Annotated in this window: 18 protein-coding genes; 7 read left to right on the top strand and 11 right to left on the bottom strand. The window is 74.3% G+C overall.

The genetic code is table 11. From position 1 onward, the window contains the following. Positions 1–62: 62 nt before the first annotated feature. The 3 genes from ACFQQL_RS01065 to ACFQQL_RS01055 all read right to left on the bottom strand — a co-directional run bounded on the left by ACFQQL_RS01065 (position 63) and on the right by ACFQQL_RS01055 (position 2939). Positions 63–434 carry a nuclear transport factor 2 family protein gene (locus tag ACFQQL_RS01065; protein WP_382390373.1) on the bottom strand — a complete coding sequence of 124 codons (372 nt, stop codon included), beginning with the start codon at positions 432–434 and terminating at the stop codon, positions 63–65. Then, a complete protein-coding gene (locus ACFQQL_RS01060; RefSeq protein WP_382390371.1) occupies positions 431–2428 on the bottom strand; it encodes a thioredoxin domain-containing protein in 1998 nt (665 codons plus the stop codon). The genes ACFQQL_RS01065 and ACFQQL_RS01060 overlap by 4 nt, the downstream gene beginning before the upstream one ends. A gap of 118 nt (positions 2429–2546) precedes the next feature. Continuing rightward, positions 2547–2939, bottom strand: a complete 393-nt coding sequence (locus ACFQQL_RS01055) for an isomerase (RefSeq protein WP_382390369.1) — start codon at positions 2937–2939, stop codon at positions 2547–2549. A gap of 131 nt (positions 2940–3070) precedes the next feature. Here ACFQQL_RS01055 and ACFQQL_RS01050 point away from each other — a divergent pair, with 131 nt between their 5' ends. Next, on the top strand, positions 3071–3859 hold the full coding sequence (locus ACFQQL_RS01050; protein ID WP_382390367.1) for a helix-turn-helix domain-containing protein: 789 nt from the start codon (positions 3071–3073) through the stop codon (positions 3857–3859). 34 nt (positions 3860–3893) lie between these two features. On the opposite strand, the gene ACFQQL_RS01045 is transcribed toward ACFQQL_RS01050, so the two are convergent. The 4 genes from ACFQQL_RS01045 to ACFQQL_RS01030 are packed head-to-tail and all read right to left on the bottom strand — an operon-like array spanning position 3894 to position 8391. Continuing rightward, a complete protein-coding gene (locus tag ACFQQL_RS01045; protein ID WP_382390365.1) occupies positions 3894–5051 on the bottom strand; it encodes an NAD(P)/FAD-dependent oxidoreductase in 1158 nt (385 codons plus the stop codon). Between the two features lie 2 nt (positions 5052–5053). Next, positions 5054–6505, bottom strand: a complete 1452-nt coding sequence (locus ACFQQL_RS01040; RefSeq protein WP_382390363.1) for a sodium:solute symporter family protein — start codon at positions 6503–6505, stop codon at positions 5054–5056. 15 nt (positions 6506–6520) lie between these two features. Next, entirely contained in the window at positions 6521–7657 is a 1137-nt protein-coding gene (gene solA / locus ACFQQL_RS01035) for an N-methyl-L-tryptophan oxidase (protein ID WP_382390361.1), read from the bottom strand. Then, positions 7654–8391, bottom strand: a complete 738-nt coding sequence (locus tag ACFQQL_RS01030; protein ID WP_382390359.1) for a GntR family transcriptional regulator — start codon at positions 8389–8391, stop codon at positions 7654–7656. The genes solA and ACFQQL_RS01030 overlap by 4 nt, the downstream gene beginning before the upstream one ends. A 137-nt stretch (positions 8392–8528) precedes the next feature. On the opposite strand from ACFQQL_RS01030, the gene ACFQQL_RS01025 reads away from it, so the two are divergent. Genes ACFQQL_RS01025 through ACFQQL_RS01005 form a run of 5 tightly spaced genes read left to right on the top strand, consistent with a single transcriptional unit; the run spans position 8529 to position 12598 of the window. After that, the gene (locus ACFQQL_RS01025; protein WP_382390357.1) at positions 8529–9212 is read left to right on the top strand and encodes a DUF4129 domain-containing protein; all 684 of its coding nucleotides are present in this window, start codon (positions 8529–8531) and stop codon (positions 9210–9212) included. Beyond that, positions 9209–9709 (top strand): hypothetical protein, encoded by a 501-nt coding sequence (locus ACFQQL_RS01020; protein ID WP_382390355.1) that lies wholly within the window; start codon positions 9209–9211, stop codon positions 9707–9709. The genes ACFQQL_RS01025 and ACFQQL_RS01020 overlap by 4 nt, the downstream gene beginning before the upstream one ends. After that, on the top strand, positions 9706–10707 hold the full coding sequence (locus tag ACFQQL_RS01015; protein WP_382390353.1) for an AAA family ATPase: 1002 nt from the start codon (positions 9706–9708) through the stop codon (positions 10705–10707). Before ACFQQL_RS01020 ends, ACFQQL_RS01015 begins: the two co-directional genes overlap by 4 nt. Next, positions 10704–12059, top strand: coding sequence for a DUF58 domain-containing protein (locus ACFQQL_RS01010; RefSeq protein ID WP_382390351.1), 1356 nt, complete (start codon positions 10704–10706; stop codon positions 12057–12059). Before ACFQQL_RS01015 ends, ACFQQL_RS01010 begins: the two co-directional genes overlap by 4 nt. Beyond that, the gene (locus tag ACFQQL_RS01005; RefSeq protein WP_382390349.1) at positions 12056–12598 is read left to right on the top strand and encodes a hypothetical protein; all 543 of its coding nucleotides are present in this window, start codon (positions 12056–12058) and stop codon (positions 12596–12598) included. The genes ACFQQL_RS01010 and ACFQQL_RS01005 overlap by 4 nt, the downstream gene beginning before the upstream one ends. A 1-nt stretch (position 12599) precedes the next feature. Here ACFQQL_RS01005 and ACFQQL_RS01000 read toward each other — a convergent pair whose 3' ends face one another. The 3 genes from ACFQQL_RS01000 to ACFQQL_RS00990 all read right to left on the bottom strand — a co-directional run bounded on the left by ACFQQL_RS01000 (position 12600) and on the right by ACFQQL_RS00990 (position 14690). Continuing rightward, a complete protein-coding gene (locus ACFQQL_RS01000; protein WP_382390347.1) occupies positions 12600–13547 on the bottom strand; it encodes a DUF368 domain-containing protein in 948 nt (315 codons plus the stop codon). A gap of 50 nt (positions 13548–13597) precedes the next feature. Next, entirely contained in the window at positions 13598–13843 is a 246-nt protein-coding gene (locus ACFQQL_RS00995; protein WP_382390345.1) for a glycine zipper domain-containing protein, read from the bottom strand. Positions 13844–13925: 82 nt separating this feature from the next. Further along, the gene (locus tag ACFQQL_RS00990) at positions 13926–14690 is read right to left on the bottom strand and encodes a DUF1353 domain-containing protein (protein WP_382390343.1); all 765 of its coding nucleotides are present in this window, start codon (positions 14688–14690) and stop codon (positions 13926–13928) included. A gap of 66 nt (positions 14691–14756) precedes the next feature. On the opposite strand from ACFQQL_RS00990, the gene ACFQQL_RS00985 reads away from it, so the two are divergent. Beyond that, positions 14757–15134: an MmcQ/YjbR family DNA-binding protein gene (locus tag ACFQQL_RS00985; RefSeq protein WP_382390341.1), complete on the top strand. Its 378-nt coding sequence runs from the start codon at positions 14757–14759 to the stop codon at positions 15132–15134. Between the two features lie 56 nt (positions 15135–15190). On the opposite strand, the gene ACFQQL_RS00980 is transcribed toward ACFQQL_RS00985, so the two are convergent. Then, a complete protein-coding gene (locus tag ACFQQL_RS00980; protein WP_382390339.1) occupies positions 15191–18445 on the bottom strand; it encodes an AfsR/SARP family transcriptional regulator in 3255 nt (1084 codons plus the stop codon). Positions 18446–18502 lie beyond the last annotated feature (57 nt).

The raw sequence follows: 18502 nt of genomic DNA, 5'->3' as shown, positions 1-18502 counted from the left end.
CCGCGGTTTGGCCCGGCAATGTGCCGCGGGTGACCGGCTGCTGGGCGCCGGCGCGTGGTCTGCTACGCGTGCTCGTCGCCGCCGGGCCGGTCTCCGGCGACGTAGTAGATCGTCTGCGCGACGATGCGCCCGTCCCGCACCACGAAGCTGTCGACGCCGTGGCGGACCCGGACCTCGTCGGCCTCGCCGCTCCAGCGGAGCATGCCGATCTCGCCCTCGACCAGCAGCTCCTCGTAGCGGAACGCGCCGTGGCCGAGGTAGGAGGAGAGCACCTCGGCGCGGTGCCGGACCCCGTCGTGCCCGCGGTCGGTGCCCTCGCCCCAGGACAGCAGCACGACGTCGGGGTGGTAGTTCTCGGTGAGGTCGCCCTCAAGGTCGCCGTCCTCGCGGTGCGCGAGGTGGGACTCGAGGACCTCGCGGGTGCCACGGGTCATGGCGCCACCGTCGCTCGGAGTGCCTGCTCGAGCTGACCGGTGGTGGTCACCGGACGGTCGCAGACGAAGCCTCGGCACACGTAAGCGGCCGCGTGCCCCTCGACCAGGGGGCGGTGGGCGAGCAGCGGGATGCCCGGCGCGTCCGGCTCGCCGGCAGTCAGCACCAGACCCGGCGACGTCGCACGGCGGACGGTCCGCACCAGGTCGGCTGCGCTGTCGCCCGAGCCGACGACGGCGACCTGGAGCGGGCCGGCGAACAGCGCCTCGGCCGTCGCGAGCGTCCAGCCGGCGAAGCGCGGCGCCTGCCGGGCGAGCCGGCCCGCCGCGGCGACCGCGGCCTCGGCCGCCTCTCGGTGCCGCGCCGAGCCGGTGAGTGCCGCGTAGGTCAGCAGCGCACCGGCGAGCGCGGACTGCCCGGACGGTTCGACGTTGTCGGTCGGGTCCTTGGGGCGGGTGACGAGGCGCTCGGCGTCGTCGGCGACGTCGAAGAACCCGCCGGCACCGTCTCCGAAGCGTTCGAGCGCGACGTCGAGCAGTCGGCCGGCGGCCTCCAGCCACCGGGCGTCGCCGGTCGCCTGGTGCAGCGTCAGCAGCCCGTCGGCGAGGTCGCCGTGGTCGGCGGCGACGCCCGCCGCCGAGCCCACGACGCCACCACGGGAGGCACGACGCAGCCGGCCGTCGACCAGGTGCGTGCTCAGCAGGAGGTCCGCGCAGGCGACGGCGGCGTCGAGGTACCGGGGCTCCTCCAGCAGCGCCCCGGCCTCGGCAAGGGCGCTGATCGCCAGGCCGTTCCACGCGGTGACCACCTTGTCGTCACGGGCCGGCTGAGGGCGTTCGGCGCGGGCGGCGAGCAGGCGTGCCCGCACGTCGGACCACCACCGCGGGTCCGGGTCCGCGCGCCGCTGCAACGTGGAGGCGCCGTGCTCGAACGTGCCCGCCGGGGTGACGGACAGGACCTCGGCCGCCCGTGCACCGTCGTCCGGTCCGAGGATGTCGGCGAGCTGGTCGGGAGTCCACACGTAGGTGTGGCCCTCCACGCCGCGCCCGTCGACCTCGGCGTCCGCATCGAGCGCGGAGGCGAAGCCGCCCTCGGGGGTGCCCAGGTCCGCCAGGAGGAAGTCCGCGGTCTCGCGGGCCACGCGTTCGGCGAGGTCGGAGCCGGTGGCGCGGTGCAGGTGCAGGTAGGCCCGGAGCAGCTGGGCGTTGTCGTACAGCATCTTCTCGAAGTGCGGCACCACCCATTCGGCGTCCACCGAGTACCGTGCGAACCCGCCGGCGAGCTGGTCGTACATGCCGCCCCGGGCCATCGCCGTGCAGGTCTCCTCCGCCATGCGCAGGGCGTCCGCGTCGCCGGTCCGCGCGTGATGGCGCAGCAGGAACTCCAGGACCATCGACGGCGGGAACTTCGGGGCGGTCCCGAAGCCGCCGTTCACGGGGTCGAACTCCCGCCCCAGCGTGGCGACGGCATCGGCGAGTGCGTCCGTATCGAGCGCGTCGGCCGGGCCGGAGACGGACATCCGGGCCAGGGCGCCGGTGATCGACGCGCTCGAGCGGAGCACCTCGGTGCGGCGGTCGCGCCAGGCGTCCCGGACCGCGGCGAGGACCTGCAGGAAGTGCGGCTTCGGGTAGTAGGTGCCGCAGAAGAACGGTTCGCCGTCGGGCGTGAGGAAGCACGTCATCGGCCACCCGCCCTGACCGGTCATGGCGGTCGTGGCGGCCATGTAGACGGCGTCGACGTCGGGCCGTTCCTCGCGGTCGACCTTGACCGGGACGAAGCCCTCGTTCATGGCGGCCGCCACCTGCTGGTCCTCGAAGGACTCGTGCGCCATCACGTGACACCAGTGGCACGCGGCGTACCCGACCGAGAGCAGGACCGGCACGTCCCGCCGGCGGGCCTCGGCGAAGGCGTCCTCACCCCACTCCTGCCAGTGCACGGGGTTGTCCGCGTGCTGGAGCAGGTAGGGCGAGGTGGCGCCGGCCAGGTGGTTGGCCATGGATCCAACGTAGGTGCTACGTGATCGGCGCACGACCCAGGTCGCCACGACCCGCCCGTGGACGGGCCGTGGCGACGCCGCTCGGGCCGGGCGGTGGCCGGTCACAGGCCCGGAGTCGTCAGCCCTCCTCGTGGGCGTGGTGGTCGAACCCTTCGGGCGCACGGTCCAGGAAGCCGACGATCGTGGTGATGCGGCCGGCGTCGTCCAGGGTGAGCACGTCGGTGCCCTCGGCGAACGATCCGCCGCCCGCGAGGAGCTCCCAGGGGACGCGGACGCGGTCGTGGTGCGCGTCGGGCTCGGCCCGGCTCCGGAACTCGTAGTCGCCGACGTGGGTCGCGAACTGCGTGCTGAAGTCGACCATGTCCTCCACGCCCGTGCCGACGCCGACGGGCGTGGTGCGCAGGACGTCCGGGGTGAAGAGCGAGCGGCCGAGGCTGCGCTGCTCCTGCGGCGGGAGATTCCAGAACCGGACGTACTCCTGGGCCGTGGTCGGGGTCGTGGTGGTGCTCATGACGGGTGCTCCTTCGTCGATGCGGGGCGCCGGCTCTCGGCGCTGCCTCGACGATCCGCCCGGTCCGTGCACCGTGTCGATGACGTCGGAGGTCATTGCCGTGCCGCACGCCCACGGGCACGCTGACGGGCATGACGGTGGCTCAGGAGTCGGTCGGGACGTTGTTGCGGCAGTGGCGCGAGCGGCGGCACCGTTCACAGCTCGACGTCTCGATCGCCGCCGACGTCTCCACGCGGCACCTCAGCTTCGTCGAGACCGGCCGGTCCGCGCCGAGCCGGCAGATGATCGAACGACTCTGCGACGAGCTCGAGGTCCCGTTGCGGGAGCGCAACGTCCTCCACCTCGCCGCCGGGTTCGCACCCGTCCACCAGGAGCGCCCGCTCGAGGATCTCGATGCCGCGCGTGCCGCCATCGACGCCGTGCTCGCAGGTCACGAGCCCTATCCGGCGGTCGCGGTCAACGTGCGCTGGGAGCTGCTCGCCGCGAACGAGTCGATGTCCCGGTTCCTCGGCGCCGTGCCCGACCGGCTGCGGCAGCCGCGCCTGAACATACTCCGGGCGACCCTGCACCCGGACGGGCTCGCCCCCCAGCTGCGGAACTACGGACAGTGGCGGGCCCATGTGCTCCGCCGCGTCCGCCGTCAGCTGGAGCGAACGGCTGCCGAGGGTCTCGCCGAGCTGCTCGCGGAGCTCGAGTCGTACCCGGCGCCGGACGGAGCGGGCGAGGCGGCCGGGCCGGCCGACTCGGACGGTGTGGTCGTTCCGCTGGTGCTGGCCACCCCGTACGGGGAGCTGCGCCTGTCCTACGTGCTCTCCGTCTTCGGTGCACCGCGAGACGTGACGCTCGAGGAGATCGCGATCGAGTCGTTCTTCCCCGCCGACGACGAGACCCGCCGGCTGCTGCAGTCGCTCGCCGGGTGACGTCGTCCACGGGCGGTCGGTGCGGCGGCTGCGGCTACTGCTCGCCCGGCCTACGAGGGCTGCGTGGCCCGGGGCCGGTCATCCCGGCCGCGAACCGGCCCGGCCGGAACGGTGCGAGCCGCGGCTCCTCCTCGCCGAGCACCTCGCCGGCCACCGCTTTGCCGAGGAACGGGGCCAACGTCACGCCGCTGTGTGTCGCGACGGCGTACAGCCAGGGCTGCTCGGGGGTCGTGCCCGCGATCGTCAACCCGTCCGCCGGCATGACGCGTCGGCCGACGACGAGCTGCTCGATCCGTGCGCCCTCGGTGCCCAGAAGCGCCGTGCGAAGGCGCCGGAGGAACTCCTGCGCGAGCGGTGAGGTGGGCGCCGGGACGGAGTCCGGGGCTGCCTCCTTGTCGAGGTCGAGCGCCTGGAGGAGCAGGCGTCCGCCACCGGCGGGCCGCACGTTGAGCCAGGGCGTGGTGAGCAGACGGTCGACGGAGGTCGGCAGCGGATTCGTCACGGCCAGGAAGCCGACGGTGATGTCCCCGGGCGCCCCGTAGTCGATCAGCGGGACCGTGGTGCCCGCGGACTGCGCCACCTCCCCGGTCCACCGGCCGGTGGCGAGGACGACGGCGTCGGCGGCGATCGTGGAACCGTCCGCGGTGCGGACCCGGCCACCCGTGCCGGCTGGCTCGAGAGCCGTGACCTCGGCACCGGTCCGGATCTCGGCGCCCGCGCGGCGTGCCCGCCCGAGCATCATGCCCAGGTACGGCAGCGGGAAGACGTGCGCCTCCTCGGGGAAGAGGACCGCCAGACGCGCATCGTCCGGGAGGACGAGGTCCGGCACGAGCTCCTGCACCCGACGCAGCGGGACCTCCTCGGTGGGATAGCCGCGCTCCCGCAGGCTCGCGACGCGGCGCGCCAGGTGGTGCTCGTGGGCCTCGTCCGCCGCGACCTCGAGATGACCCCGCGGGGCGAACCACTCGGTGCCGCTGCCGCCGAGCTCGTGGTGCGCGCGAACGCCGGCATGGTTGAGCCGGAAGTACGGCTCGGGCTCCTTGCCGTTCGCGTTGACCCACGCGTACGACGTCGCCGACGTGCCTCCTCCCGGCAGGTCACGCTCGAGGACGGTGACCCGGGTGCCGCGTTCCGCGAGCTCGGCGGCGACCGAGGTGCCGACGACCCCTGCCCCGATGACGACGACGTGCACGATCAGTTCCCTCCTGCGGTGGTGGTGGACACTCCGCTGCCCTGGGGCTCGCTGCGACGACCGGGGTTGAGGAGATGCGCCACGAGCATGACGATGACGCTGGAGACGATGCCGAACACGGCGTACGGCACCGTGGTGCCCGCGATGTGGGCGGCGGTGCACCCGACGAGCCCGCCGAGCATGCCCGCGACCGCCGTCGTGGCCTCGAGCCGGCCACGGCGCCGGTGCAGCCAGTACCCGATGAAGATGGGCGCGGCCAGGATCGATGCGGAGTACGCATAGGTGGCGACCAGCCACGTGAGCGCCGTCGGGTAGGCGATCGCCAGCGCCGCGGCGAGGATCGCCGCCACGACCGAGACGACCCGTGAGACGCGCACCAGTCCTGGGCCCTCGCTCCTGCCGAGCACGTTCACGCAGAGGTCCTTCACCACGTTCGTCGTCACCGATTGCAGGGCACTGCCGGTCGTCGAGACGATCGTGGCGACCAGGAAGGCCGCGTAGACAGCCAGCAGGAGTGTGGGCAGCTGGGTCAGCAGCCAGCCGGGGGCGGCCTCGGGGTCGCCGCTGACGAACTCCGGGTTCAGCGCCCGGGCCGAGAGGCCGATGACGAACGCGTACACGCCCGACACGAGCACGAGCAGGCCGCTGATCACGAGGCTCTTGCGCGCCTGCCCGATGTCGCGGATGGAGAAGATGCGCTGGAAGTACAGCTGGTTGGTGAGGGTGCCCGGGATGATCGCGAACAACCAGAGCAGCACGGTCGTGGTGCCGGCGGTCCCGAGGCCCGACGGCAGCGACGTGACCGCGTCCGGCACGGAGGAGGTGATGCCGCTCCATCCTCCCGCCATGTTGAGCACGTACGCGGCGACGGTGAGGGACAGGACCAGCATGACCACACCGAGCAGGAAGTCGCTCCAGGCGACGGATCGCAGGCCGCCGGGCAGGACGAAGACCAGCGTCACGGCGCACATGATGAGCGTCAGCCAGTGCGTGGAGACCCCGGTGATCGTCGAGAACAGCGAGGCGAACGCCACGAACTGCGTGGCGAGCCAGCCGAAGGGCACGACGATCGACGCCAGTGCGGCGAGCACCGTGATGACCGGGTGTCTGGCGTAGAGACGTCCGAGGATCTCCGGGATCGTGGAGAACTCCTGCCGCCGCAACCAGGTGGCGATCAGGCTGAGCAGGAGGAACCCGAGCAGCACGAACCCGGGGTAGAAGAAGTACGCCCAGCCGAAGCTGTACGCGAGACCGACGTGCGCGACGAGCACACCGCCGCCGACCGCGGTGGCGAACTGGGTGAACACGATGACGTACAGCGGAAGGGAACGGCCGGCCACGAGCCAGTCGCCCGCCGCATTCGTGCGCCGACCGGTGTAGATGGCGACGCCCGCGCCCGCGGCGAGGACGAGGGTGCTGGCGATCAGGAGGGGGACGATGTTGCTCGAGCTCATGGCGAACTCCCGAGGTCAGGGGAGGAATCGGGCGGGGGTGAGGTGCGTGACGTCATGCACGGTGGCGCCGGTGAGCGCGAGGTCGGCGGCGATCTCGCCGAGGACGGGGGACATCTTGAAGCCGTGACCGGAGAAGCCGGTCAGGACGGTGACGCCGGGCAGTGACGGGAGCTCGCCGACGATCGCATGGCCGTCGGTGGTGAAACAGTCGGCGTAGGCGCCCGTGCGGATCGGGTCCGGGTGGAGATCGGGCAGGAAGCGCGTCACCGCCTCGTGCAGGCCGGCCAGGAGCTCCGGGCTGGCGTTGCGGCTGACGTGATCGGCACTCGGCACGTGCGGTCGGGGCAGGCTGTGCAGGCTGACCTTGACCGTCTCGCCGTCGACCGCGGGGAAGGTGGAGTAGGCGATCGGTCCGGAGCGGATCACGATCGGTGAGCGGTCGGGCAGGAACCGCTCGGGGTGGCGTGGCTGGTACCACATCGTGGTGATCTGGTGGATCTCGAGCGGCAGGTCCGCGAGCCCCTCCACCTCCCGTGCCCACGGTCCCGGAGCGAGGATCACGCGGTCGAAGGTCTCCTGGCCCCGCGGTGTCGTGAGCCGGACACCACCGGCGCTCGGCTCGATGCGGCTCACCGGGCAGTAGCGGTGCATCTGCGCGCCGAGCGACCGTGCGCGTCCTGCGGCTGCGATGACCGCGCGCTCGGGGCGGAGCACGCCCGCGGTGTGGTCGAGGAGGGCCTCCTCGCCGTCCTCGACGGGCAGGTGCGGGAACCGGTCGGCGGCGTCGGCCGGGCCGAGGTCTTCGTGCGGCAGGTCGAACTCGGCCGCGCACCGGCGCACCATCTCCAGGTCGGGATGCCCCGTCGGCGCGATCGTCAGGCCCCCCGTCGTGGTCAGGAGCGCGGTGCCCGTCTCGCGCTCGAGGGTGCGCCACAGCTCCAGGGAGCGCTGCAGGAGCGGGACGTACTCCGCCCCCTCCCGGTAGGCCATCCGGAAGATCCGCGACTGGCCTCCGTACCCGCCCCGGTCGTGGCCCGGTGCGAAGGCGTCGAAACCCGTAGCGCGGATGCCGCGCTCGGCGAGATGCCAGAGAGCCATGGCACCCACGGCTCCGGTACCGACGACGGCGACGGTGGGGGTGCTGCGGCTCATGTGGTCTCCTCGGTGGGGGTCGGGTCGAGCGTCTGCTCCACGAAGAGCCGGAAGCTGTCGGGCGAGAGCGCGCAGCTCAGGACCTCCGCGATGCGGCCGTTGGCGAGATAGGTCTCGCGCCGGAGGTGGAAGAGCGGGCGCCCGGGCTCGATCGCCAGGCTCGCGGCGTCCTCGGCGCCGGCGATGGTCGGGGTGACGTACAGCCGCGAGCGTGCGACCGCGATCCCGGCGCGGCGGAAGTAGGCGAGGGTCGTCAGCGTGCCGAGGTCCTCCCGGAGCACACGGGGCGCGACCTCGAAGGGGATGTAGGACCGCTCCACGGCGCTCGCAGTTCCGTGCTCGTCCTCCTTGATTCGCTCCATCACCACGACCGCGGCGTTCGGCGCGACCCCGGGCAGCTCCTCGGCGATGTCTTCGCGTGGGACGACCTCGGCGCGAACCACCCGGTGCCCGCCGTGGACCTCCGGCCCCTCGGCGGCCAGGTTCGTGAAGTGCAGCAGATTGGCGCCCGCGCCGCCCGGGGCGACGACGGTCCCGGCCCTCCGGCGTCGGACGACGAGTCCCGCGCGTGCCATGTCCGTGACGGCGCGCTGCACCGTCGCGCGGCTGACGCCGTACTGCTCGGCGAGCACCCGCTCGGTCGGGATCGTGCTCCCTGCCGGGTACTGACCGGCGCGGATGGCGCGCTCCAGATCACCCCTGATCCGGGCATGTGCCGCGAGCGGGCTCGACATGCGCAATGACCCAACCAATGAGTCATTGGACCAGTCAATAGATCGGGCGATGTGTGAGCCACATCACAGCGGTGCCCGGCTGCCCGCCGGGGTGCGGGGCACCTCGGTCCGGCCGCACCCCTCCGTAGGCTTTGTCCATGCGACGACGAGGCGTGGCCGCCGCGGTGCTGACCGCGCTGGTGCTCCTCGTCCTGGTCTGGTCCTCCAGCGGTCGGGTCGCCGTCCTCGACCCGTACGCCGACGCGGAGGACCGCACGCCGCCGGAGCTGCCCACCGGGCTACCGACCGGCGACGCGACCGCCACGGCGCCGCCACCCACGGTCGAGGGGCCCGGCGCGGACGTCGTCGTGCGGTGGGACCTCGTCGCCGGTGCTGCCGGCCTGCTGATCGCCGCCGTCGCGCTCCTGCTCGCCTGGCGGCTGTGGCGTTGGTGGCGCCGGCGCCAGGTGGACACGACCCTCCCCGACGACGAGGAGGTCGACGCCGACCTCCTGCTGCGGGCCACCGGAACCGACGCGCAGCGGCGTGCCGCCGCCGGCGACCCACGCAACGCCATCGTGGCCTGCTGGGTCGCGCTGGAGGACGCCGCCGAGGGTGCGGGCCTGACGCGCGACCCCGCCGAGACGGCGGACGAGTTCACGGCCCGGGTGCTCGCGCACTGGCAGGTCGACGCCGCGACGATCGCCGAGCTCGCCGACCTCTACCGGACCGCACGGTTCTCCCGGCAACCCGTCGCCGAGGCCGACCGCGCCCGGGCCGTCGCTGCACTCGAGCGCATCCACGGCGCGATCCTCGGCCGGGCCAGCGAGGTACCCGCATGACCTCCTGGCCGCGCCGCGTGCTCGTCGCCGCCGGGGCCACGGGCGTGCTCTTCGTCGTCCTCTGGCAGGTCGGCGTCATGCCCGCGCCCTGGCAGGCCGGGCTGCTGACCTCGGTCCTGATCGGCCTGGTCACCTTCCTGACGGCGTGGGCACTCACGGAGGCCTTCGACCAGCTCGTGCCCGCCTCCTGGTTCGGCGCCCGGGACGTGCCGCCGCCCCCCGCACGCGCCGGTCTCGACCACCGGCTCGGACGCATCCGCCACCTGCTGCGGGACACCGTCGAACGGGACGACCGTCCGGACGCGGTCCACGACCTGCTGCGCGAGCTCACCGCCGAACGCCTCGCGGCCCGGGGCGTCGACCCCGCCGATCCGGCGGCCGTCCGCGCCGCCGTCCACCCCGGCCTGTACGCCTACCTCGCCACCGAGCCCCACGGCACCGAGCCGGTCGGCAGGCGGCGACTGTCCGACGTCGTCCGACGAATCGAGGAGCTGTGACGACCACACCCGAGCCGCACCAGGAGACGAGCGTCGAGGAGGCGACCCGCCGGGCGAACGCCGTCCTGGACCGTGTCGAGCAGGCCGTCGTCGGCAAGCGTGAACCGCTGACGCTGCTGCTCGCCGCCCTGCTGGCCGGCGGCCACGTGCTCCTGGAGGACCTGCCCGGACTCGGCAAGACCCTCGCCGCACGGTCCTTCGCGCAGACCCTCGGCCTGGACTTCGCCCGCGCCCAGTTCACCCCGGACCTGCTGCCCGCGGACCTGACCGGCGCGTTCGTCTACAACCAGGCCTCCGGCACGTTCGAGTTCCGTGACGGACCGCTGTTCACCGGGCTGCTGCTGGCGGACGAGATCAACCGCACCCCGCCGAAGACCCAGTCCGCGCTCCTCGAGGCGATGCAGGAGCACCAGGTCACCGTCGAGGGCCAGACCTTCCCGTTGCCCCGCCCCTTCCACGTGCTCGCGACCGCCAACCCCGTCGAGTACGAGGGCACCTACCCGCTGCCCGAGGCCCAGCTCGACCGGTTCCTGCTGCGACTCTCCTTCGGCTACCCGACCGAGGAGGAGGAGCGGGACGTCCTGCTGCGCCGCCTGGCCCGGCGGCAGGAGGACATCCACCTCGACGCCGTCACGGACGCCGACGGGCTGCTCGCCATGCAGCGGGCGGTCGAGACCGTCCCGGTCGAGGAGGACATCACCGCGTACTGCGTCGCCCTCGCCGGCGCCACCCGGCAGCACCAGGCCGTCCAGGTCGGCGCGTCGCCGCGCGGATCGCTCGCGCTGGTCCTGGTGGCCCGTGCGCACGCCGTCGTGCAGGGCCGGTCGTTCATCGTCCCCGAGGACGTCAAGGCGGTCGCCCACGCCGTGCTGGACCACCGCATCGTCCTCAGGCCCGAGCTGTGGATGTCCGACGTGACCGGCGCCGCCGTCGTCGACTCGGTGCTGGGGCAGGTGCCCGTCCCGGCCGCCCGCGAGGCCGCCGCAGGCCGCCCATGACGACGGCGGACCTCACCTCCCCCGGGGAGGTCACCGCCGAGGGCCGTGCGGAGAACCGATGGGTCGTCACCCACGCCCACGTCCGAGCGGTCCTCGCCGCTGGGCTGGGCGCGGTCCTGTGCGTGCTGCTCCAGCGGCCCGACCTGCTCGTCCTCGTCACCCCGCTGGCGGTGGTGGCGGTGTGGTCCGTGGTCACCAGGCCGCACGGACGGCCGACCGCCCGGGCGCGCCTCGCGCGCGGCGTGGTCACCGAGGGCGACCGGCAGGCGGTGGTGGTGCGCGTGAGCACGACGGAGGGTACCGAGCTCGTCAGCACCTCCCTCGCGCCGGCACCGTGGATCACGCGCCGGCCGCGCCACGGCGCGCAGGCCCGGCTCCTGGACACCGACGACGTCGCGCGCGGCGAGATCCGCATCCCCACCGGTGCGGACCCGCAGCGGTGGGGCCGGCACCAGGTCGGGCCGCTGCTCGTCGGCGCCTGCACACCGTGGGCCGCGTTCCGCTGGGGCCCGGTGCCACTGCCCGAGCGCCTGGTCCGGGTGCTCCCGACGCCTGCGGCCTTCGAGCTCACCGCCCCCGCGCCGCACCCGCGCGGTCTGGTCGGTCAGCACCGCTCGCTCCGGCCGGGGGAAGGGACCGAGTTCGCCTCCGTCCGGCCGTTCCAGTGGGGCGACCGGCTCAAGCGGATCCACTGGGCCCGCTCGTTGCGGTCCCGCGAGCTGCACGTGACCACCAGCTACGCGGACCAGGACACGCATCTGGCCCTGCTCGTCGACGCACACATCGACGTGGGCCGCTCCGAAGGCCTCACCGGGGCGGCGAGCTCGCTGGACCGGTCCGTGCGCGCGGCCGCGGCCCTCGCGGAGCACTTCGTCCGCCAGGGCGACAGGGTCAGCCTCCAGGTCGCCTCGGGCACCACCCCGCTGCGGCTGCGCCCCGGCACCGGCATGCGGCAGGGCCGCCGGGTGCGGGACGTGCTCAGCCGGGTCAGCGCCGGCGCCCGCCCGGCCGACCTCCCGCGCCGGTTCCGGCTCGGGCTCGGTGACGGCGCGCTCGTGGTCATGGTCTCCGCGCTGGTCTCGCCGGCGGCCCTGGCGCAGGTGGCGGCCCTGGCCCGCGGCGGCCTGACGGTCGTGGTCGTGGACGTGCTGGGCGAGGGCTTCGCGCTGCCGGCGGACTGGGACCCGCTCGACCAGCTCGCCTGGCGCATCCGGATGCTCGAACGTGAACGGGAGGTCCGGCGCATCCAGCAGATGGGCGTCCCCGTGGTGCCGTGGGCCGGGCCGGGAAGCCTCGACCTCGTGCTGCGCGGGCTGGTCCGCCGCGGCCGGACGGCGGTGGGGCGCACGTGAAGGAGCAGTGGGAGGAGCTGCTGGCCGCCACACGCGCGCAGCTCATCGTCCGTGCGGCCGTCGTCGTGGCGACCGTCGTGTTCGCCCTCGCCCTGGCGCTCGCGGGCGGCGTGACCTGGGACCCGTGGCTGATGGTCGTCGCCCCGCTGCTGGGGCTGCTCGCCGCGGCGCACCCGCACTCCGGTCTCCCGACGCTGCTCGTCGTCTACCTCGTGGGTCTGTGGGCGCTCACCGTGACCGAGCCGTGGACCCCGTGGAGCCTCCTCGGCGCTGCCTGCCTGCTCGTGGTGCACGCCGCGTCCGCGCTCGCGGCAGGCGTGCCGGTGGCCGCCCGGCTCCCCGCGTCGCTCGCGCGGCGGTACGCGCCCCGCCTCGCCGTCGTCCTGGCCGCCACGGCGCTCGTGTGGGGAGCCGTCGGGATCGTGCGCGGGGGCCAGCTTGCCGGCGGGACCGCCGGGATGCTCATCGGGCTGCTGGTGCTCGCCGTCGCCGCGGGAGGCCACTACCGGTGGATGGCCCGGTGGTCCCGCGACCGGTGACTCACGCCGCGTGCCGCCTCGCCACCGCGTCCTCGAGGACGATCATCGCGATCACGACGACGGCACCCACCAGGACGAGCAGCCCCGGGCCGCCTACCGGGGCGTAGGGCGCGACGAGGTCGCCGGGTTCGCTGCCGGAGCCGGACTGCCACGGCCACAGGGCACGCAACGAGCCGAGCATGAGCCCGGTCATCGCCAGCAGCGTGACCCGGCGCCGGTGGGTGAGCAGGTGGCGCAGCACGCGCACGATCGAGGCCATCCCCACCACGGCGCCGGCGCCGAACACCGCCACGTAGCCGAGGTCACGCTCGTCCACGGCCTGCATCGTGGGCGCGTACAGCCCGACGGCGAGCAGGAAGAACGAGCCCGAGACACCTGGGAGCACCAGGGCGCAGATCGCCACGCACGCCGCGAGGAACACCACCGGCATCGACGGGTTGGCGACGGCGGCGCCGTCGGCCAGGCCCACCAGCCAGAAGGCGACGGCCGCGGCCACGAGAACGATCAGGACGTCACGAACGACGCCCGCCCCGGGTCGCTCGATCGGCGGCAGGAGGCGGATCGGCACCGCGAGACTCGCGGCGACGAGCCCGAGGAACAGCCCCCGGGCATGCTCCGGGTTCTCGGTGACGAGATGCTCCATCGTGCCCGCCACGGTGAGGACCGCCGTCGCCATGCCGAGCAGCACCGGGACGACGAGGCGCCAGTCCGTGCGGCGCAGCTCCGTGGCGACTCCGGCGCGCCGGTCCGGCCCGGTGACGAGGCGCCGAACGGCGGCGAGCACGTGCGAGGCGGAGCCGATGAGCTGCTCGTAGACGCCGGTGACCAGCGCGATGGTGCCACCCGAGACCCCGGGGACCAGCTCGGCGAGCCCGATGAGGAAGCCCCGCACCAGGTCCAGCGGGAGCTGAAGGACCGTGCGGGGACGCGTCGAGGTTGTGCCCGTCATGGGACCAAGCCTGCCCTGACGGACCGGGTCAGGCGGGGAGCCCCGGCGGGTCAGCGCGGCGGGCGTTCGTCAGGCCCCGAGTTGCCGCCGTCCGTGCTGCCCGGACCCCCACGGCCCCGCCCCGAGCGGAAGGCCGCACCGAACGAGCCGGCCATCGCGGCCCCCAGCGCGACGCCGATGACGAGGCCGAGCGCGAGGTTGTCCACGGCGACGCCCAGGGCGACGCCCACCCCGACGCCGAGCGCGATGCCGACGCCCCACTCGGAGCCCGCAGGAACGGGCGCCTTCTCGGACATGACCGTCACGCTAGTGACGGCACGAACCCCTGGCATCCCCCGAGAGGAGGACATTCCGGCTCCACCCCTCGGTGGACCGTGGTCAGGTCCCGGCGCGGTCCACCCGGTCACGCACGCGGCGCCCGGAACGGTCGGCAGGGCCGCTGACCAGACGCTCCAGCAGGCGGTAGACGCCGAAGAGCAGCGCGACGGCGACGGTGACGTGCAGCAGCAGGGCGAGCGCGACGCCGACGATGGCGCCCGCCCGCCACAGCCGACCCCAGGAGAACGAGAGCACGGTGGGGATCGCCACGGCCGCCGCGGCGCCGCCGAGCAGCTCGGCGGGCAGGCTCCGCCGGCCCATCCAGGGCAGGTGGTTCCACACGTCGAGCAGATCGAGCGTGGCGAGCGCCCCGATGGCGACGACGACGCCGACGAGCCCGACGAGCGCAACGCGGACGGCGAGCCGCCCGGTGTGCCACATGGTCGCGGTCGAGACGGCCGCCCACATGAGCCAGGCCCGCACCCGCCCGGTGCCGAGCCCCGCCATGGCCGTGCGGAACAGCCGGTCTGCCTCGACGCGGTCCACCCGGGGCCCGCGGTGCGCCCCGTCCACCAGAGCGTCGTGCAGGATCGCGGCGGGCAGGAAGTCGCCGCTGCGGGGCACGAGCCACGTGAAGACGCCGGGCACGGACGCCAGGTCCGTGGCGAAGCCCGCCAGATCGGCCGGGACCACGAACGGCTCGTCGTACCCACGCGTGCGGTAGCCGAACTGTCGCAGCAGCGTGAAGTCGTGCCCATCGATGCTGCGCAGCTCCAGCCGCAGCGGTCCGCCGTCGTCCAGGTCGAAGAAGCGCCCCGCTCGCACGGGACCAGCAAACCGTGCTCGCGCCGTGACGCCAAGCGTGTCGGCGCCGCGTAGCACACTACGACCGTGCCCGAGCGACCGGACGTGCCCCTGGAGTGGATCGAGCGCCTGGCCGCGGTCTTCGAGCGGCTCCCGCAGTGCCGGGAGGAGGACGCGTGGGTCGGCGTGCGCTGGCGGGTGCGGCAGGCGACGGTCGCGCACGTCTTCGGTGGTGAGGACGGGCTGTTCCGGATCACCTTCCGCGCCGAGCCGGACGAGGTCGAGGCGTTCCGGCAGATGGGCGAGCCGTACTTCAAGACGGACTGGGGAGCGAACGTCGTCGGGATCGTCCTGGACGAGGGCACCGACTGGGACGAGCTCGCCGAGATGCTCGTGGACTCCTTCTGCCTGCAGGCGCCGGAGCGGCTGGCCGCGCAGATGCAGCGCCCGGCGCGTCCGACGTGAGCCGCCAGACCTGAGCACCCCGGGCGGAGTCTGCCCGGCCTCCCGAGGGTTGTCGCCTACCGCGAGAGGTCCTGGCCCCGGCCGAGACGCCGCGCGGCCTCGTCGACCTCCGCGGTGCCGATCGCGGCGTAGACCTCGTAGGCGTCCCGCCAGTGCTGCTCGGCCGCGCGCCGGTCGCCCTGGTCCGCGTGGGCGTCGCCGAGCAGGCACGCGGTGCGTGCCTCGCGCAGCCGGTAGCCGGTGCCGCGGTGCCGGTCCAGAGCCTCCGACCCGGTCTCCAGCGCCTCGGCGGCGCGGCCGAGGGACAGCAGCGCTGCCGTGACGGCGGTGAGCGCCGAGTCCCGCCCGAGCCACAGCCCACGGTCCGTGGCGAGCGAGCGGGCCCGCTCCGCGGCCGCGAGCGCCGCCGCGCCGTCGGAGCAGGACACGTGCGCCGACGCCTGCAGCGTGAGTGCCCGCACCTCGATCCGTGGCCGGCCCAGCGTGGCCGCGAGCTGGGCGAGCTCCGTCAGGTCATGGGCGGCGCGGGCGGCCGCGCCGGTGCGCAGGTCGATCTCCGCCAACGTGAGCCGCGCCTCGATCCCGGCGTTCGGCAGGTCGTGCGCCCGCACGAGCGCCAGGGACCGCTCGGCCTCGTCCCGGGCGGCCGGGTAGTCCCCGGCGTCGACGAGGCACCGTGACAGGTCGGCACGGATGTCCGCGTCTCCGAGGTCGTCCCCGGCGGCCGCGAGGGCGGCGGCCGCACGGCGATTCGCGTCGATCGCCTCCCGCAGACGCCCGAGCCGGCGGTGCACGAGCGAGGCGGTGGCCTCGCAGTACGCCCGGCGAAGCCCGTCGTCCACCTTCTCGGCGAGGTTCCGGGCCTCGTCGATGTCGAAGAGCGCCGAGTGCAGCTCGCCGAGCGGCACCTTCGTGCGGATCAGCGTCTCGACGGTGGTCAGCAGGGCAGGCGGACCGGCGAACCGATACCGCAGCTCACGGGTCCGCTCGGCCGCCCGGAGTGCCTCCGCGGGCCGTCCGAGGCTCGTGAGCCAGTGGCAGAGGTTGTTCCACGCCGTCGCCTCTCCTCCGAGGTCACCCGCCGCGGCGAACAGGGCCTGCGCCTCCTCGGTGAGCCGGGCGGCACGGTCGTGGTCGCCGCGGACGTGGCACAGATGCGCCTCGTTCACCCGGAGGGCGCCGAGCACCTGCTCGGTGCCGCGTTCCTCGGCCACCGGCACCGCGAGCTCGAGCAGCCGAGCCCACTCCTTGTGGTGGCCGGTGCTCACCAGGTAGCTGCGGGGTGCGTCGGCCAGGTGCCAGAGATGCTTCAGGTCGGCCCGCTCCCGGCAGTCGACCGCAGCGGCCACGATGTTGGGCAGCTCCGCGTCCACCCATCTCGGGCCGACGGCCTCGACCAGGTCGTCCGACGGCTCGGGGCGCGGTAGGCGGTAGCGGTAGGCGAAGTGCGGGAGCAGCGCCGCGTCGGTCATCGTGACGTACCAGTCGAACAACCTGCTCCGTGCCTCGTCCCGGTCCTCGTCCTCCTGCTCGGCGCGGTGCCGGGCGTAGGCGCGGACGAGGTCGTGCAGGTGGAAGCGGCCCGGCGCGTGCTCCTCGGCCAGGCTCGCTCTGGTCAGCGCCGCGACGACCGGACGCCCGTCCTGCCGGCCGGTGAGCGCCTCGACGGCGTCGACGGTGAAGTCCGGTCCCGGGACGAGGCCCAGCAGCCGGAAGGCCCGCCGAACCTCAGGAGCCAGTGTCGCGCAGGAGCTCGCGAACGCCGCGGCCACGGGCGCCCGGTCCACACCCTCCCACCGCCGGTTCTCGTCCGCCTGCAGCTCCGCGAGGTAGTCCTCCAGCCCGAGGTGAGGACGGGCCGCGAGGGTCGCTCCGGCGATCCGCAGCGCCACGGGCAGCCCGCCGCAGGCCTGCGCCAGCCGGGCGGCGGCGTCGGGCTCGCGCGAGACCCGCTCGTGCGAGATCTGGGCGGCGAGGGCGCGCGCCGAGTCCTGCGGGGCCAGCGGGTCCAACGGCAGCAGACGTGCCGCGTCGCTCGCGGCGAGCTCCACGAACCGGTCGCGGCTGGTCACGAGCACGGCGCAGCCCGACTCGCCGGGCAGCAGCGGCCGCACGACGTCGGCCGTCCCCGCGTTGTCCGCCACCACGAGGACCCGGCGGCCGGCGAGCCGCGAGCGGTACAACGCCGCCTGCTCGTCGACGTCGGCCGGGATCCGCTCGCCCGGCACGCCCAGGGCGCGCAGGAACCGCGGCAGCGCGTCGGCGGCCGTGAGGCGCTGCTCGCCAGAGAAGCCGCGCAGGTCCACGAAGAGCTGTCCGTCGGGGAATGCGTCGGTGGCCTCGTGGGCCGCCCGCAGCGCGAGTGCCGACTTGCCCACGCCCGGTGGGCCGGAGATCACGACGACGGGCGTGCCGTCCGGCTCGGCGAGCCAGGCGAGCAGCTGGTCGACCTGTCCGTCGCGGCCCACGAAACCGCCGGGCCGCGCCGGGAGCTGGTGCGGCACCTCCGTCGCGGGGTGCGGAGGTGGTTCAGGTGCGCGGGGAGCGGTGGGCAGCTCGCCGGTGAGCACGGCCTGGTGGGTCCGGCGCAGCTCTTCCCCGGGATCGGTCCCCAGGTCCTCGACGAGGATCCCGGCCGCCTGACGGTAGGCGTCGAGGGCCTCCGCCTGCCGTCCGGCGGAGTACAGCGCCCGCATGAGCAGCGCCCACGCGTGCTCGCGGTACGCGGCTTCGGCGACGACGTCCCGCAGGTCTGCGACCGCCGTCTCCGGCCGGCCCAGCGTGATCTCGAGGTCGCACCGCCGCTCGGTCGCCTGAAGCCGCCGCTCGGTCAGTCGTGGCACGTGCGACTCCCGGAGAGCCGGTGACCGCACGTCGACCAGGGGCTCGCCGCGCCACCGGGCGCGGGCGGCGCGCAGCGACTCGACGGCACGCTCGAGGTCACCCTCGCCCTCCGCCTCGGCCGCGGCCGCCGTGTCGGCGTCGAACCCCTCGACGTCGAGGGTGACCCGGGCGCCGTCAAGCCGGTACCCGCCGGGCGCGGTGAGGATGACGCCGTCGCCGAGCAGCTCACGCAGCCGGGCGACGTAGACCCGCAGCGTCCGTGGTGCGGACGGGACCGGCTCCTCGCCCCAGACGTCGTCGACGAGCTGGTCCGTCGAGACCGGTCGCCCGCCCGCCAGCGCCAGCGCCGCCAGCACGATCCGCTGCTTGCCCGACCGTGGGGTCACGTCCCGGCCGCGGCGCAGGACGGTCATCGGTCCGAGCAGCTGCACCTCCAGCGGGGCCTCGGCGGGCGGTGTCGGCGGCACACCACCCGATCGTGCCCGCCCGGTCGGGGCCACGCCAGCCCGGCCGCCCACCGGGCG

Source organism: Georgenia alba (assembly GCF_042665525.1).
Lineage (GTDB): Bacteria > Actinomycetota > Actinomycetes > Actinomycetales > Actinomycetaceae > Allobogoriella > Allobogoriella alba.
This window is presented reverse-complemented; position numbering and strand designations above follow the sequence as displayed.